8 protein-coding genes are annotated in these 16307 nt (G+C 73.9%); 4 read left to right on the plus strand and 4 right to left on the minus strand.

Annotation, left to right across the window (positions count from 1 at the left end; genetic code table 11):
* Positions 1–83: 83 nt before the first annotated feature.
* A complete protein-coding gene (locus ACIQAK_RS17385) occupies positions 84–875 on the minus strand; it encodes an ABC transporter ATP-binding protein (RefSeq protein ID WP_366389502.1) in 792 nt (263 codons plus the stop codon).
* A 149-nt stretch (positions 876–1024) separates the two neighbouring features.
* Between ACIQAK_RS17385 and ACIQAK_RS17390 the strand changes: the two genes are divergently transcribed.
* Positions 1025–2038, plus strand: coding sequence for an iron-siderophore ABC transporter substrate-binding protein (locus tag ACIQAK_RS17390; RefSeq protein WP_366389501.1), 1014 nt, complete (start codon positions 1025–1027; stop codon positions 2036–2038).
* Positions 2039–2104: 66 nt separating this feature from the next.
* On the opposite strand, the gene ACIQAK_RS17395 is transcribed toward ACIQAK_RS17390, so the two are convergent.
* Positions 2105–3313 (minus strand): M20 family metallopeptidase, encoded by a 1209-nt coding sequence (locus tag ACIQAK_RS17395; protein ID WP_366389500.1) that lies wholly within the window; start codon positions 3311–3313, stop codon positions 2105–2107.
* 137 nt (positions 3314–3450) lie between these two features.
* On the opposite strand from ACIQAK_RS17395, the gene ACIQAK_RS17400 reads away from it, so the two are divergent.
* The 3 genes from ACIQAK_RS17400 to ACIQAK_RS17410 are packed head-to-tail and all read left to right on the plus strand — an operon-like array spanning position 3451 to position 12463.
* Positions 3451–10788, plus strand: a complete 7338-nt coding sequence (locus tag ACIQAK_RS17400; RefSeq protein ID WP_366389499.1) for an amino acid adenylation domain-containing protein — start codon at positions 3451–3453, stop codon at positions 10786–10788.
* 5 nt (positions 10789–10793) lie between these two features.
* Positions 10794–11000, plus strand: a complete 207-nt coding sequence (locus ACIQAK_RS17405) for an MbtH family protein (RefSeq protein WP_366389498.1) — start codon at positions 10794–10796, stop codon at positions 10998–11000.
* Positions 10997–12463 carry a DHA2 family efflux MFS transporter permease subunit gene (locus ACIQAK_RS17410; RefSeq protein ID WP_366389497.1) on the plus strand — a complete coding sequence of 489 codons (1467 nt, stop codon included), beginning with the start codon at positions 10997–10999 and terminating at the stop codon, positions 12461–12463. Before ACIQAK_RS17405 ends, ACIQAK_RS17410 begins: the two co-directional genes overlap by 4 nt.
* Before the next feature lie 112 nt (positions 12464–12575).
* Here the strand turns inward: ACIQAK_RS17410 and fes are convergent, their stop codons facing one another.
* Entirely contained in the window at positions 12576–13859 is a 1284-nt protein-coding gene (gene fes / locus ACIQAK_RS17415; protein ID WP_366389496.1) for an enterochelin esterase, read from the minus strand.
* 14 nt (positions 13860–13873) lie between these two features.
* Positions 13874–16267 carry a Fe(3+)-hydroxamate ABC transporter permease FhuB gene (gene fhuB, locus ACIQAK_RS17420; protein ID WP_366389495.1) on the minus strand — a complete coding sequence of 798 codons (2394 nt, stop codon included), beginning with the start codon at positions 16265–16267 and terminating at the stop codon, positions 13874–13876.
* Between the last annotated feature and the right edge of the window lie 40 nt (positions 16268–16307).

Raw genomic sequence — 16307 nt, forward strand, 5'->3', positions numbered from 1 at the left:
GCGCTGAACCCCGGAACGGACCGATGGGCCCCTGGACGGAGGGGCCCATCGGCGTTTTCCGGGGGCTGCCGTCCGGCGGGGGCTCAGACGGCTACGGGCGGCGCGCTCACGGTCGGTACGACGACGGGGGCGCCGTCGGACGTCGCGGTGAGGATCTCGGCCTCGATGCCGTACAGCTCCCGCACCAGGGCGGCGTCGACGATCTCGCGCGGCGGCCCGGAGGCGACGATCCGCCCCGCACGCATGGCGACCAGGGTGTCGGCGTAGCGGGCGGCTCCGGCCAGGTCGTGGACGACCATGACGATGGTCCGGCCCTGTGCCGCGACCTCGCGCACCAGGTCCAGCACCTCGACGGCGTGGCCGATGTCGAGGGCGCTGGTGGGCTCGTCGAGGAGGACGATCGGGGTCTCCTGGGCGAGGGCCATGGCGAGCCAGCACCGCTGGCGCTGGCCGCCGGAGAGCTGGTCGAGGCGGCGGTCGGCGAGGCCAGTCGTGCCGGTCGCCTCCAGGGCGCGGGTGACCGCCTTCTCGTCCTCGTGCGACCACTGGCGGAACAGCCCCTGGTGCGGGTGGCGTCCGTACCGTACGAGTCCGGCGACGGTCACCGCTTCGGGGGCCTGCGGGGCCTGGGGCAGCAGGGCGATGCGGTGGGCGGCCTCCCGCTGGCGCAGCTGCCACACGTCGGCGTCGCCGGCGAACACGCGGCCCGAGCGGGGCTGGTGGAGGCGGGCCACGCAGCGCAGCAGGGTCGACTTCCCGCAGCCGTTGGGGCCCACGATCGCCACCACTTGTCCCGATCCGACGGTCAGGTCGACACGGTCCACGGCGGTATGACCGGCGTATCCAGCGGTGAGCTGTTCAACACGGATGTCCACGAGGACCGGCCTTTCCGAAGAAATGGGGCATCACCTTGCCTGACACCACTAAAGTAAGGCTAACCTTAGCCCGCCGAGCGGTCGTCGGTGGCCCCCGTGCTGCCGAAAGACCCTCGTCGCTTCATGTCCCGTTGATTCCGGAGCCCTTGATGACCCTGCACCACCGCCCCGTCCGCACCGCCTCCCGAAGAGCGGCCCAGGCCGTCGCCACGCTCGGCGCCGCAGTCCTCCTCCTGACGGCCTGCGGAGGGAGCTCCGACTCCGGCAGCGGCAAGCCGTCCGGCGACACGTCCGCCAAGGCGGACTCCTCCTCCCCCAAGACGCGGACCGTCAAGGACGCCACGGGGGCGGCCGTGGAGATACCCGCGGAGCCGAAGCGCATCGTGACGCTCACCCAGGAGGACCTGGACGCGGTGCTCGCCCTGGACATCAAGCCGGTCGGCATCACCAACGGGCAGGGCCTGGACAAGCCGCCGGCCTACCTGGCGGACAGGGTCGAGGGCATCAACGTCGTCGGCAACCTGCTCCAGCCGGTCATGGACAAGGTCGTCGCCGCGAAGCCCGACCTGATCCTCGCCGGTGACATGCAGGACGAGCAGGTGCTCAAGCAGCTCCGCGAGATCACCCCGGCCACGCTGGTGACGATGGCGCCGACCGACGACTGGAAGCTGTTCTTCCGCGGTGTCGGCAACGCCGTCAACAAGCTGGACGCGGCCAACACGTTCATCACCGACCACGAGACCGCCGCCAAGGCCGCCGGCGAGAAGCTCGGCAAGAACAAGGGCGCCGAGGTCTCCATCGTCCGCTGGAACCCGGACGGGCCGAGCTGGATGGAGAACAAGCAGTTCGCCAGCGGTGTCGCCCTGGAGATGGGGCTGAAGCGGCCCAAGTCCCAGGACAAGGACGGCAACGCGCACACGCCGTCGCTCAGCCTGGAGAAGATCAACGAGATCGACGGCGACTGGCTGTTCCTGTCGACACTGACCTCGGACGGCGCCAAGGCGCTCAAGGACGTCCAGGACAAGCCGGCCTACAAGGAGCTCGGCGCCGTCAAGAACAAGCAGGTCGTGACGGTCGACGGCTCGGTGTGGTCCACCCGCGGCGGACCGCTGGCGGCCGACGTCGTGATGAACGACTACGTCAAGGCGCTCTCCGCCAAGTAGGCGTACGCCGCCACGCCGTTCGGCCCGGCCCGGGGCTCCGGGCCGGGCCGCGGGGCCGGGGCCAGGTCAGAGCGTCGGGTCGGCCGTGCGGGCGGCCGTGCGGACGGCCGTTCGGGCCGCCGCGAAGTCCGCCGCGGTCCAGGCCATGCCCACCGCGCCGTCCAGCAGGGCCTGTTCGGCCGCCGGCGAGACCGCGGCGGCGACGAACCCGGGCTCGTGCGGCCCGCAGGTGCCCCCGCTGATGTCCAGCACCGGATGGATGGACGGCACCACGTGCGAGACGTTACCCATGTCCGTACAGGCGAAGGGCGGGCGCTCGACGGACTCGGCGCGGCCGAGCTCGCGGGCGTTGGCGGTCCAGAGCCGGAGCAGCTCCGCGTCGCCCCGGAAGTCGAGGTAGTCGGGTTCGGGCTGCTCCAGGGTCACTTCGCAGCCCGTGGCGAGCGCTCCGGCCCGGAAGCAGTCCTCGACGCGCTGCCGCAGCTCCCGCAGGTCCTCGGCGGCGAGCGCGCGGATCTCGTACGTGGCGGTGGCCCGGTCGGGTATCGCGTTGGGAGAGGTCCCGGCCGCGGTCGTGATGCCGTGGACCCGCCACTGGGGCGGCAGTTGCTGGCGCAGGAGGCCCAGGGCGACCTGGGCGACCGTGAGCGCGTCGGCGGCGTTGCGGCCCTCGTGCGGGTTGAGGCTGGGGTGGGCGGAGCGGCCGGTGTAGGTGACGTCCAGGGTGCCGAGGGCGAACGAGCGGAAGTCGGCCAGCTCGAAGGGGCAGGGGTGGACCATCATCGCGGCGTCCACCCCGTCGAACGCCCCGGCCTCCAGGAGGAGTGCCTTGCCCGCCCCGCGCTCCTCGGCGGGTGTGCCGATCACCCGGACCGTCAGGCCGAGTTCGTCCGCGTACGGGGCGAGGCCGAGCGCCGCGCCGACCCCGGCGGCGGCGATCAGGTTATGACCGCAGGCGTGGCCGAGGCCCGGGAGCGCGTCGTACTCGCAGGCGATGGCGACGGTGACGGGTCCCGAGCCGATCGTGGCCCGGAAGGCCGTCTCCAGACCGTGGGCGGGCGCGGTGACCTCGAAGCCGTGCGCGGCGAGGAGTCCGGCACAGCGAGCGGCGGAGCGGTGTTCCTCGAAGGCCGTCTCGGGGTCGGCATGGATGCGGCGGCTCAGGTCGAGCAGGGCCTGCGCGTTCTTCGTGACCGTGTCCCGGACGGCGGTCCGCAGGGCACCGAGCCGCTCGCCGTCCTGGGTCGCGGCGCATTCGGTTCCGAGGACGGTCATGGGCTCTCCTGGCGTTCCGGACCGTCCGGGGACGGTCGCCTGCGGTGTTGGAAATAGGTTAACTTAGCCTTACCTAAGTGCATGCCGGGAGGTTGGTGGCCCGGTGTCCGTTGTCCTTCAGGGGAGTCGTCACACACATGTATGAGCGTCCGAACCGCCCGACCAGCTCTTCGGCAGCGCACCCCGGCGGCCCTCCCTCCCTGGCGCTGCCCCTCCTGGCCGCCCAGGCGGGCATCTATTACGCACACCAACTGGCACCGCTCGGCACGGAGCTCAACACGGCCGACTGTGTGGAGATCGACGGGCCGCTCGACGGGGACCTGTTCACCGGGGCGCTCGGGCAGGCTGTCGGCGAGGCGGACACGCTGGCCGTGCGGCTGGCCGAGGCGGACGGCACACCGGTGCAGCACGTCACGCACACCGAACTCGTCGTCCACCGGCTCGAACTGACCGAGGAGCAGGCCGAGGCGTGGATGCGGGAGGATCTGGCCCGGCCGGTGGACCTCGCCTCCGCCGACGGGCTGATGACGCAGGCGCTGATCCGCGTCGGTGAGACCCGCCACTGGTGGTACCAGCGCGTCCACCACATAGCCGTCGACGCCTACGCGCTCTCGCTGCTCGGACGCCGCGTCGCCGAGCTCTACTCGGCCGCCGTCACCGAAGAGGCCGCGCCCGAGAGCCGGTTCGCCCCGCTGAGCGAGCTGACCGACGACGAGACGGCGTATCTGGCCGGTGACGAGTACGCGGAGGACCGCGCCTTCTGGGCGGAGCGCATGGCCGGGTACTCCCCCGAGGCCGCGCCCGTCACCTCCGACGCCTGCGCCGTCGGCGGCCTCCTGCACCGGATCACCGACCTCCCCGCGAGCACCCTGGACCGGCTCTCCCGGGCGGCGCGCGTCGCGAAGGCGACCTGGGCCGAGCTCGTCGTCGCCGCGACCGCCGGACATCTGCACCGGCTCACCGGCACCGAGGACGTGGTGCTGGGCCTGCCGCTGACCAACCGGCGCGGCCCGGCCGCCCTGCGCACCCCGGCCATGACGGTCAACGTGCTGCCGCTGCGCATCGCGGTGCGCCCGCAGGACACCGGGGCGGAGCTGCTGCGCCGGGTGGTGCTGGAGATCCGCGCGGTCCGCCGCCACCAGCGCTACCCGCAGGCCGACCTCCGCCGCGATCTGGCCCTGGAGTCGGCCGACGCGCCGCTGACCGGCCCGATGGTCAACATCAAGGCCTTCGACAGCGCCCTGGACTTCGCCGGGCTCCCCGGCACCGTGCGCAACCTCGCCGCCGGCCCCGTGGAGAGCCTGGCGGTCGGCGCGGCCCCGGGGCCGGACGGCGGGCTCCGGCTCACGCTGGACGCCGACCCGACCGCGTACGGAGAGGCGGGGCTCGCCGCCCATGAGGAGACCTGGCTGCGCTATCTCGACGGCCTGACCGAGCTGCTGCTCACCGCCCCGGACCGGCCGGTCGCCACGCTGGACCTGCTCACCGGCGACCAGGTGCGCGAGGCCACGGCGGGCCGCACCGAGCCGGCCGTCGCCCTGACCGTCCCCCAGGCGTTCACCGCGCAGGCCGCGCTGACGCCTGAGGCCGTCGCCGTGCGCTCCACCGTCGCGGGGACGTTCCGGGGCGCCGGAAAGTCGGCGGACACGGCCGGGAGCGACGCCGGTGCCGGGAAGGCGCAGGCCGACGCGGGCACCGGTGCCACCCTCACCTTCGCCGAGCTGGACGCCGCGTCGGACCGGCTGGCCCACCTGCTGGCGGGGGCCGGGGCCGGGGCTTCGGCCGGGACCGGTGCCACGGTGGCGCTGGCGCTGCCCCGGACCGCCGACATGGTGGTGGCCCTGCTCGCCGTGCTCAAGGCGGGGCTGGTCTGCCAGCCGCTGGACCTCGGCCACCCCGCCGCCCGGACGCTGGCCGTCCTGGAGGACGCCCGGCCCGTCCGCGTCGTCGGCACGGCCGCGACGCTGGCCGCGCTGCCGCCGTACGGCCTGGCCACCGTCGCGCTCGACGAGCCCGCGACGGCCGACGCCCTCGCCGGCTGCCCCGACGGGCCGCTCCCCACCGGGCCCGCGCTCGGTGACCCCGCCTACCTCATCCACACCTCCGGTTCCACCGGGCGCCCCAAGGGCGTCCTCGTCAGCCACGCCTCACTCGCCAATCTCGGCGCGGGCCACCTCACCGACCACATCGCCCCGGCCGTCGCCCGCACCGGCCGGGAGCGGCTCCGAGTCGGCCACAGCGCCTCGTTCGCCTTCGACGCGTCCTGGGACCCGCTGCTGTGGATGGTCCACGGCCATGAGCTGCACCTGCTGGACGACGCCGCCTACCGGGACCCCGCGGTCCTCTCCGCGTATGTCGACACCCACCGTGTCGACTACCTCGATGTCACCCCTTCCTACGCCGAAGCGCTCATCGCCGAAGGCCTGCTGGACGAGGGGCGCCACCACCCCGCCCATCTGGTCGTCGGCGGCGAGGCCGTGCCCCCGGCCCTCTGGGCGAGGCTGACCGCCGCCGACGCCGTCCACCCGGTCAACCTCTACGGGCCCACCGAGACGACCGTCGACGCCTACTACTGGCTCCCCGGCGACTCCGCCGACCGGCCCGAGGGCAGACCCGTGCGGGGCTCGCGGGTCTACGTCCTGGACTCCTCCCTGCGTCCCGTCCCCGCCGGAGTGACCGGCGAGCTGTACGTCGCCGGGCCCTGCCTGGCCCTCGGCTACCTCGGCCGCCCCGACCTGAGCGCCGAGCGGTTCGTCGCCGACCCGTTCGGGGCGCTGCACGGCACGTCCGGGGGCCGGATGTACCGCACCGGGGACCTGGTGCGGCGCCGCGAGGACCACACGCTGGAGTTCCTGGGCCGCGGCGACGACCAGGTGAAGATCCGCGGCTTCCGGATCGAACTCGGCGAGATCCAGGCCCGGCTGGCCGCCCACCCGCAGGTCGCGGCGGCCGCCGTCATCGCCCGGGAGACCGGGCACGGCAAGCGGCTCCTCGCCTACGCCGTCCCGTCGAAGGACGGCGAGGCGCCGCCCGCCCCGAACGCCCTCCGCGACCACCTGGCCGCCGCCCTGCCCGAGCACATGGTCCCCGCGACCGTGACGCTGCTGGACGCCCTCCCCCGTACCGCCAACGACAAGCTGGACCACCGCGCCCTGCCCGACCCCGAACCGCTCGCCCCCGCCATCGGGGCGGAGGTCGTCGGTGAGAGCGGCCCGCACACCGAGATCGTGCGGGGCCTCTACGCCGACGTCCTCGGTATCGCGGAGCCCCCGGCCGCCGAGGCGGGCTTCCTCGACCTCGGCGGGCACTCCCTGCTCGCCGCCCGGCTGGCCGCCCGCGTCCGCGAGCACTTCGGCGTCCCGTTCTCCATCGCCGACGTCTTCCGCCACTCCACCGCCGCGGCCATCGCCGCCCAGGTCCGCACCCGCAGTGGCGCGGCCATCGCGTCCGTACCGCTCTCCCCGCTCCCCCGCACCGGTCCCCTCCCGCTCTCTCCGGCCCAGCAGCGGCTCTGGTTCCTGCACCGCCTCGAAGGCCCCAGCCCGACCTACAACATCCCGCTCGTCCTCAGCGTCAACGGCCCCCTGGACCGGGACGCGCTCCAGCTCGCCCTGCACGACCTGGTGGACCGTCACGAGACACTGAGAACGGTATATCCGCCCACTGACAACGCCCCCGGAGCGGCCGGGGACGACGCTCCTCACCAGGTCATTCTTCCGCCGGGCCATGAGGCGGCCCGTCCGGTGCTGCGTCTCGCGGAGCCCGGCAGCGATCTCACCGAGGCGGTGCGGTACTGCTTCGACCTGGCCGCCGAGCCGCCGCTGCGCACGGTCCTGTTCAGCGAGTCGCCCGACCACCACACCCTGCTCCTGCTGCTCCACCACATCGCGGGCGACGGCGCGTCCACCACACCTCTGGCCCGCGACCTCGCCACGGCCTACACCGCTCGCGTCGCCGGCCACGCCCCGGAGTTCACACCTCTGGCCGGCCAGTACGTCGACCACGCCGCCCGGCTCCAGCAGCTCCTGGGCACCCCCGCCGAGCCGACCCCGCTCGCCGAGGCCCAGCTCACCCACTGGCGCGAGGCGCTGGCCGGGCTGCCGGACCAGCTGGAGCTGCCCACCGACCGGCCCCGGCCGCCCGTCGCCACCTCGGCGGGCGACACCGTGCCCTTCGCGCTCGACGCCGCCACGCACGAGGCGCTGCGCCGACTGGCCAGGGCGCACGGCGCGACGGTCTTCATGACCGTGCAGGCGGGCCTCGCCGCCCTCCTCACCCGGCACGGCTGCGGCACCGACATCCCGCTCGGCACCCCCGTGGCGGGCCGCGACGACGACACCACGGCCGGGCTCGTCGGCTTCTTCACCAACACCGTCGTCCTGCGCACCGACACCTCCGGCGACCCCGGCTTCGGCGCGCTGCTGGACCGGGTGCGGACGACGACGCTCGCCGCCTACGAGCACGACGCGCTGCCGTTCGACCACCTGGTGGAGGCGCTGAACCCGCCGCGCTCGCTGGCCCGGCACCCGCTGTTCCAGGTCATGCTGGCCTGGCAGTCGATCGCGGACGGGCCCGCCGCCTTCGGTCCGGACGCCACCGCGCGGCTCGCCGCCGTACCGTCGGGCACCGCGAAGTTCGACCTGACCCTGAACGCGGGTGAGCTGGCGGACGGCGGGATCGCCGGCTTCCTGGAGTTCCGCACGGACCTCTTCGACCGGGCGACCGCCCAGGCGCTCGCGGACCGGCTGGCCCGGCTGCTGACCGCAGCGGCCACGGAGCCGGAGACGCCGGTCGGGCTGCTGCCCGTGCTCGGTGAGGACGAGGTGCACCGCGCCCTGGTCGAGGCCAACGGCGTACCCGCGGACCGCCCGGTGCCGCTCACCCTCGCGGAGGTCTACGAGGTGGCGGCGCGCCGTCACCCGGACCGGGTGGCCGTGAGCTGTGCGGGCGAGTCGCTCACGTACGCGCAGCTCTCCTCCCGCGCTCAGTCGTTGGCGCGGCTGCTCGCGGCCCGTGACATCGGCCCCGGCTCCATCGTGGCGCTCGCGCTGCCGCGCTCGCCGGACCTGGTGGCGGGGCTGCTCGCGGTGTCGCTGTCGGGCGCCGCCTATCTGCCGATGGACCCGGACTACCCGGCGGACCGGCTGGCGTACATGCTGGAGGACGCCCGTCCGGCCGCGCTGATCACGGACGCGGCGACGGCGGACCGGCTGCCCGCGCACGAGCTGCCGCTGATCACGGTGGACGAGGCGGCGGGTTACCCGGACGGGCCGCTGAGCCAGGCGGACCGGACGCGGCCGCTGTGCCCGCAGGACCCGGCGTACGTCATCTACACCTCGGGATCCACCGGTCGCCCCAAGGGCGTTGTGGTCACCCAGCACAATGTGACGCGGCTGATGACGGCGACCGAGCACTGGTTCGCGTTCGGTCCGGACGACGTGTGGACGCTGTTCCACTCCTACGCCTTCGACTTCTCGGTGTGGGAGCTGTGGGGCGCGCTGCTCTACGGCGGCCGGGTCGTCGTCGTACCGCATCTGACGAGCCGCGACCCGCAGGCGTTCCTGCGGCTGTTGGCCGATGAGCAGGTGACCGTCCTCAATCAGACGCCCTCCGCGTTCTACCAGCTGGCCGCCGCCGACCGGGAAGCCCCCGGGCGCGACCTGGCGCTGCGGTATGTGGTGTTCGGGGGTGAGGCGCTGGAGCTGGGGCGGCTCGCGGACTGGTACACGCGCCACCAGGAGAACGCGCCGACGCTGGTCAACATGTACGGCATCACCGAGACCACGGTCCATGTCTCCTACCTGGCGCTCGACCGGGAGACGGCCGCCTCCGCGGTCTCCAGCACCATCGGGGTCAACATCCCCGACCTGCGCGTCTATGTGCTGGACGACCGGCTCCAGCCGGTCCCGCCCGGGGTCACCGGCGAGATGTACGTCGCCGGTCAGGGTGTGGCCCTCGGCTATCTGGGCCGGCCGGACCTGACGGCGGGGCGCTTCGTCGCCGACCCGTTCGCGCACCTCTTCGGGGAGAGCGGGGCCCGGATGTACCGCTCGGGCGACCTGGCCCGGCGGCGTGCCGACGGGGCGCTGGAGTACTTCGGACGCGGTGACCAGCAGGTGAAGATCCGCGGGTTCCGGATCGAACTGGGCGAGATCGAGGCCGTGCTGGCCGCACATCCGGAGGTCGCGGATGTGGCCGTCGTGGTCCGGGAGGATGCGCCGGGCGACAAGCGGCTGGTCGGGTACGTGGTTCCCGCGCCCGGCACCGACCCGGTCCCGTCCGAGCTGCGCGAGCACGCGGCGGCGGTGCTGCCCGTGCACATGGTGCCCTCCGCGGTGGTGGTGCTGGACCGGCTGCCGCTGACCGGCAACGGCAAGCTGGACCGCAAGGCACTGCCCGCGCCGGGTGGTCCGGTGGGCGGCGGGGGCCGGGCACCGCGCACCGTGCGCGAGGAGCAGCTCTGCTCGATCTTCGCGGAGGTGCTGGGGCTGCCGTCGGCCGGGGTGGAGGACAACTTCTTCGACCTGGGCGGCCATTCACTGCTCGCGGTGCGCCTCGCGGGACGGATCAAGTCCGCGTTCGGCATCGAGGTGTCGATCGGCACGGTCTTCCAGGCGCCGACACCCGCCGCGCTGGACGCGGCACTGGACGTCTCGCGCGAGGAGGACCCGCTGGACGTCCTGCTGCCGCTGCGGCCGGCCCGCCCCGGCGACCGCTCCCCCGTCCACTGTGTGCACCCGGCGGGCGGTCTGAGCTGGTGCTACGCCGGTCTGATCCGCCATCTCCCGGCCGACGTGCCGATCTACGGGCTCCAGGCCCAGGGCGTCGGTGAGGCGACGGCGGACGAGCCGCTGCCGACCACGCTGGAGGAGCTGGCCGCCCACTACGCCTCCCGCATCCGCGAGGTCCAGCCGGAGGGGCCCTACCGGCTGCTCGGCTGGTCGACCGGCGGGATCATCGCCCACGCGATCGCGGCGGTGCTTCAAGAGGCGGGCCACGAGGTCGAGTTGCTGGCGATCCTCGACGCGTACCCCGCCGAGGGCTTCCGCGACCTGCCGGTGCCCGACCAGGCCGAGGCGCTCGAATCGCTGCTCACCATGGGCGGTTACGGCCCCGAGAGCCTCGGCGACAAGGAGCTGACGACCGCGAACGTGGTGGAGGTGCTGCGCCGCGAGGGCTCCCCCCTGGCCGCGCTCTCCGCCGCGAAGATCGAGGCGCTCGGCGAGGTGTACCTCAACACCAACGACCTCGTACGCGCCTACGACCACCGGGTGTTCCACGGCGATGTGCTGTTCTTCCGGGCCACGGTGGACACCATCGACGACACCCTGACGCCGGAGACCTGGACTCGTTATGTGAGCGGGCGCATCGACAACACGAACGTCGCCTGCTCGCACAAGGACATGACCCTGCCCGAACCGATCGCGCACATCGCTGGCGTGGTCGCCGACCGACTCACCGAGCTGGAGAAGTGACACCGATGAGTGACGCACCCGCCAACCCCTTCGACGCGGACGGGGAGTTCCTCGTCCTGACCAACGACGAGGGCCAGCACTCGCTGTGGCCGCTGTTCGCGCCGGTGCCCGCGGGCTGGTCGACGGCGCACGGTCCGTGCGTCCGCCAGGAGGCGCTGGACTGGATCAGCGCGCACTGGGCCGGCCCCGTCGCCGCCACCACCGCCCGGTGAGCGGGCTGCTGATCCGGCCCCGGATACGTCCCCGGATCGCCGTCGTCCTCGTGTACACGGCCGCGATGTGCATGAACGGCCTGGACTCGACGATCGTGAACCCGGCGCTGTTCACGATCGCGGGCGACTTCGGCCGCCCCCTGTCGGCGGCCAACACCGTCGAGACGGCCTTCCTGGTCGCGCTCGCGGTGGGGCTGCCGGTGGCGGGGTGGCTGGGCGACCGGTTCGGGACGAAGCGGGTCTTCCTCGGCGCGCTGACCGCGTTCACGATCGCCTCGGCGGTCTGCGGTCTGGCGCCCGACCTGACCACCCTGGTGGTGGCGCGGGCCGTACAGGGCCTGGCGGGAGGGCTGTTGACGCCGGTCGGGATGACGCTGCTGTTCCGGGCGTTCCCGCCGCACGAGCGGATGAAGCTGGCCAAGGTGCTGATCGTGCCGACGGCGCTGATGCCCGCGCTCGGTCCGCCGCTGGGCGGGCTGCTCACCGAACACCTCTCCTGGCACTGGCTGTTCTTCGTGAACGTGCCGATCGGTGCGGCGGCGGTGCTGCTGGGCGTCCTGGGTCTGCGCGAGCATGTCGAGGGCCCGGAGGGGAAGTTCGACACGGTGGGCTTCTGGCTGGCCACCCCGGCGCTGGGGCTGCTGGTGTACGCGCTCGGCTTCGGCCCCTCGCAGGGCTGGACCCGGCCCGCCGTCGCCGTCAGCGCCGCCCTGGGCTCCGTCCTGCTGGTGGCGGCGGTTCTCCACCAGGTGCGGGCGAAGACGCCGTTGCTGAAGCTGCGGCTGCTCGCCGACCGGGTGTACGGGTCGGCCTCGGCGCTGGCCGGGGTCACCGCGGCCGGGCTGATGGGCGTGCTGTTCGTCTTCCCGCTGCTCTACCAGGCGAGCCTGGGCGCCTCGGCGCTCGATGCCGGGCTGAGCGTCTTCCCGGAGGCGGTGGGGCTGATGCTGGCCTCGCAGGTGGTGGACCGGCTGCTGCCGCGGCTCGGCCCGCGGCTGCTGACCGTACCGGCGCTGCTGGTCGCGGCGGCGGTCTTCGCGACGCTCGCGATCCCGGGCGTGGCGGAGAACGCGTGGAGCGTGCGCGGGCTGATGTTCCTGATCGGTCTGGTGCTCGGTACGGCGGTGCTCACCGTGCAGATCTCCGGGTTCGAGTCGATCGGGCCCGCCGACATGGGCCAGGCCATGGGCCTGTTCCAGATCGTCCGCACGCTCGGCGGTGCGCTGGGCATCGCCGCCTGTGCGGCGGTGATCGGGGGCGGCCATGTGACGGAGGCCGCCGACGACCCGGGCCCCTACCGTACGGCGGTCTGGGTGACGGCGGCGCTCGTCGCGGCCGGGGCGCTGATAGCGCTGCGGCTGCCGCGCGAGGCTCCGCAGCCGCCGCCCTTCTTCGACGAGGACGCGCCGCCGCCGCCGAGCGAGGGGCTGGCGGCGGAAGAGGCACCGGCCGTCAAGGGCTGATGAGCGCGAGGCTCTCCGGGCCTGAGCGGGTACGGCGAAGGGGCGGGGCGGCATCCGGAGGGGGATGCCGCCCCGCCCCTTTCGGCGTTCCGGGCGGAGGGGTGCGGATGCGTTACGGACGGCCGAGCAGGGCCGCCAGGCCGTCCGCGAGGCCGCCGCGCCAACAGGCGTAGTCGTGGCCGCCGTTGAACTCCCGGTAGCGCACGTCGTAGCCGCGGGCCCGCAGGATGTTGCGGAACCTGCGGTTCTCCTCCAGCAGCATCCACTCCTGCCGGCCGACCTCCAGATGGAGGGTGACGGGCCTGCGCTCCGCCCAGGCGTACTGGCCGGTGAGCCATTCACCGTCGCGGTCGTCGTCGGGCCACCAGAAGGAGCCGGACTGGGAGAGGGCGAGGCCGAAGCGGTCGGGCCGCTGGAACGCGGCGAAGGCGGCGGTGAGACCGCCCGCGCTCTGGCCGGCGACGACGGTCCGGGCGGCGTCCGCCCCGGCTCCGTACTCCCGCTCCGCCCACGGCAGCAGGGTGTCGGCCAGCCAGTCGACGAAGGGGGCGCTGCACGCCAGATCCTGCATGCGGCGGCCCATGGTGTCGACCAGGACCGCGACGGTGGGCGGGAGTTCGCCCTCCGCGTGCAGGTTGTCGAAGATGTCGCCGACGCCGAGCACCGGCCCCCACATCTCGCCGTCCAGCAGCACCGCGAGCGCGTACGGACCGCCGTCCGGGCGGTGTCCCGGCGGGAGGTGGACCGTGATCCGGCGGCCGTCCACCTCGGTGTCGAGGCTCTCGCCCCGGTCCACGTCGTCGCGGCGGCGGGTGCGTGACTGGTCGGGCGCTTCGGGGAGTTCGAGGACGGAGGCGGGGTTGCGGCCGTCGCGGGAGGGCAGCGGGACCCCGGTGTTGAGCGGGTCGGGCTCCGCCTGGTCGAGGACCCGGCGCCAGGAGGGGCGGTCGGCGCGCAGGGCGTCCTCGCGGGTGCCGCAGGTGGCGTGGAACTGGTAGGAGGCGCGGTGGTCGGTGCGCAGCCGGTGGCTGATGGCCCAGACCCCGGTGCCCTCGACCCGTTCCATCAGGTGCGGGGCGAGGTCGCCGGCGTGCCGGTCCTTGTCGGTCACCGTGTGGACCAGGGCCAGGACGTGGGTGGCGGGGCGGGCGGGGTCCTCGCGGCGGACGAAGGTGACCAGCCGGTGGTCGGCCTCGCCCTCGGGGTCGGGTTCGACGAGCGGGGCGCCGGTTTCGGAGACGTACCGCCAGAACGCCTCCTCCGCGTCGGGCTTGCCCGCGCGTACATCCTCAAGGAGCGTACGCAGCAGCGGGCTTCGCACGGCTGTCACCTCGGTTCGGGTCGGTCCCGCGGGGACGGGAGGGGCGGGCGGGTTGCGGCGCGGTGGGTAGGTCATGTGCGGGCCGCCTTTCAGACGCGGGTGGCGGCGGAGCGGCCGAGGAGGACCCAGAGCAGGAACGGGCCGCCGAGGACGGTGGTGACGATGCCGACGGGGAGTTCGACGCCGTCGAAGACGATCCGGCCGAGGGTGTCGGCGGCGACGACGAGGACGGCGCCGGTGAGCATCGAGCCGACCAGCGGGACCCGCAGGGGGCCGGCGAGCCGGGAGGCGATGACGGGTGAGGCGAGCGCCACGAAGCCGACCGGACCGCAGATGCCGACCGCCAGGCCCGCGAGGCCGACGGCCAGCAGCAGCGCGAGGGCGCGGACCCGGCCGGGCGCGGAGCCGAGGGAGGAGGCGGTGGCGTCGTCGAAGCGCAGGACGCCCAGGTGGCGGGCGACGGCGAGGCTGATGGGGACGAGGACCGCGAGGCCGATGAGGACGGGGACGGCGACGGAGTAGCTGCGTCCGTTGAGGCTGCCGGAGGTCCAGACGTACAGCGAGCCGGCGGAGCTGAGAGACCGGCGGGAGAGCACGACCTGGGTGATGGCGGAGGCCAGGGCGGACATCGCGAGGCCGACGACGAGGACGCGGTAGCCGCGCTGGCCGAGGCCGCCGGAGACGGTGGTGACGACGACGACGGCGACCAGGGCGCCGATCGGTCCGGCCCACCAGGCGCCGAACGTGCCGGTGGCGCTGAGGGTGACGGAGAGCAGGACGGCGGCGGTGGCCCCGTCGTTGACGCCGAGGAGTTCGGGGGTGGCCAGGCGGTTGCGGGCCAGGGTCTGGGTGAGACAGCCCGCGAGGCCGAGGGCGGCGCCGGCGGTGAGTCCGGCGACGATGCGGCCGAGACGGAAGTTCTGGACGAGCAGGACGTCGAAGCGGTCACCCTGGCCGAAGACCGCGCGGAAGGTGCGAGCCACGCCCATCTCGCTCTGGCCCGCGTAGGCGGAGAGGACGACGGCGAGCAGCAGGGCCGCGGCGAGCGCGAGGGCGGCGAGGGCGGCGCGCCGGGTGACCAGCAGGGAGACCGGGCCGCGGCGGACGACGAGGGTGTCCGGCGGACGGACGCGAACGGCCTTGGGAGTACGGCCCTTCGGGCGGGGCAGGGCGAGCTTGAGGCGGCGCGGGCGGTCGGGGGCGCGCTCCTCGGTGGCCGGTTCCGTCATGCCCATCGTGGCCAGCTGCTGGGAGCGGACGATGGCGATGAGGACGGGGGCGCCGATGAGGGCGACGATCACGGAGACGGGGGCTTCGAAGGGCCGGGAGACCACGCGGGCGGCGACGTCGGACATCGCCAGCACGCAGGCGCCGATGAGTCCGGCGAGCAGGAGGCGGGCGGCCAGCCGGGTGCCGGCGATGGCGCGGGCGAGGAATCCGGCGAGCAGGCCGAGGAAGGAGATGGGCCCGGCGAGCGCGACGGCGGAGGCGGTCAGGAGGGTGACGCCGACGGCGACGACCGTGCGGATGACGGGCGGCCGGTGGCCGAGGCTGCGGGCCAGGTCGTCGCCGAGCGCGAGGGCGGAGAGCGGGCGGGCGACGAGCAGGGCGACGAGGAATCCGATGGCGAGGACGGGGGCCAGGCGGCCGAGTTCGCCGAAGCCCTCGACCCCGGCGAGGGAGCCGAGGACCCAGAAGCGGAATCTGTCGTAGGTCTCGGCGGAGTTGACGACGATGACGCTGGTGAGCCCGCCGAAGGTGGCGCCGAGCGCGGCACCGGCGAGCACCAGGCGCATGGGAGAGCCGCCGCCGCGCCGTCCGGAGATGAGGAGGACCAGGCCGCTGGCGACCACCGCACCGACGAAGGCACAGACCAGGTAGGCGTAACCGGAGTCGAAGCCGAGGAGCGCGATGCCCGCCACGACGCCGAGGGAGGCGCCCGCGTTGACGCCGAGCAGCCCGGTCTCGGCGAGCGGGTTGCGGGTGACCGCCTGGAGCAGGCATCCGGCCACCCCGAGCGCCGCGCCGACGAGCAGCGCGGTGAGGGTGCGCGGGAGGCGCAGGTCGCCGACGACGAGGGAGAGGCGGGCGTTGTCGCGGGCCCCGTCCCGGTCGAGCAGATAGTCGAGCACGCCGCCGACGCCGACCTCGCCCGCGCCGATGGAGAGGGAGAGGCCGCTGAGCAGGAGGACGGCCACGGCGAGACCGGCGACGGCGAACGCCACGGTCCGGCGACCGGTCGCAGGCGCGCCCACGGCCGCCTCCGTACCCGGGGATGTCTCCGTACCCGGGGATGTCTCCGTACCAGGGGATGTCTCCGTACCGGGTACGGAACCGGGTCTGGAGCCGGGTTCCGGAGCGGGTTCCTCCGCTTCGGCGGGCGGTGTCTTCGCCCTCCGTTCGCTCTCCCCTCCGTCCAACTGGGCGGTCGAGGAGTCATGTTCGGGAGCCGAGGCCGTGGCCCCCGCGTGCGGCGTTTGCATAAGGTGAGGCTAACCTAACCGCATATCGACGGCTCGACAC

Source organism: Streptomyces sp. NPDC088706, from assembly GCF_044752765.1.
GTDB lineage: Bacteria > Actinomycetota > Actinomycetes > Streptomycetales > Streptomycetaceae > Streptomyces.

What these genes read in the sequence shown, in the direction of transcription:
- ACIQAK_RS17400 (WP_366389499.1), top strand. Translation starts at nt 3,451, where the DNA reads ATGTATGAGCGTCCGAACCGCCCGACCAGCTCTTCGGCAGCGCACCCC.
- ACIQAK_RS17390 (WP_366389501.1), top strand. Translation starts at nt 1,025, where the DNA reads ATGACCCTGCACCACCGCCCCGTCCGCACCGCCTCCCGAAGAGCGGCC.
- fes (WP_366389496.1), bottom strand. Translation starts at nt 13,859, where the DNA reads ATGACCTACCCACCGCGCCGCAACCCGCCCGCCCCTCCCGTCCCCGCG.
- ACIQAK_RS17395 (WP_366389500.1), bottom strand. Translation starts at nt 3,313, where the DNA reads ATGACCGTCCTCGGAACCGAATGCGCCGCGACCCAGGACGGCGAGCGG.
- fhuB (WP_366389495.1), bottom strand. Translation starts at nt 16,267, where the DNA reads ATGCAAACGCCGCACGCGGGGGCCACGGCCTCGGCTCCCGAACATGAC.
- ACIQAK_RS17405 (WP_366389498.1), top strand. Translation starts at nt 10,794, where the DNA reads ATGAGTGACGCACCCGCCAACCCCTTCGACGCGGACGGGGAGTTCCTC.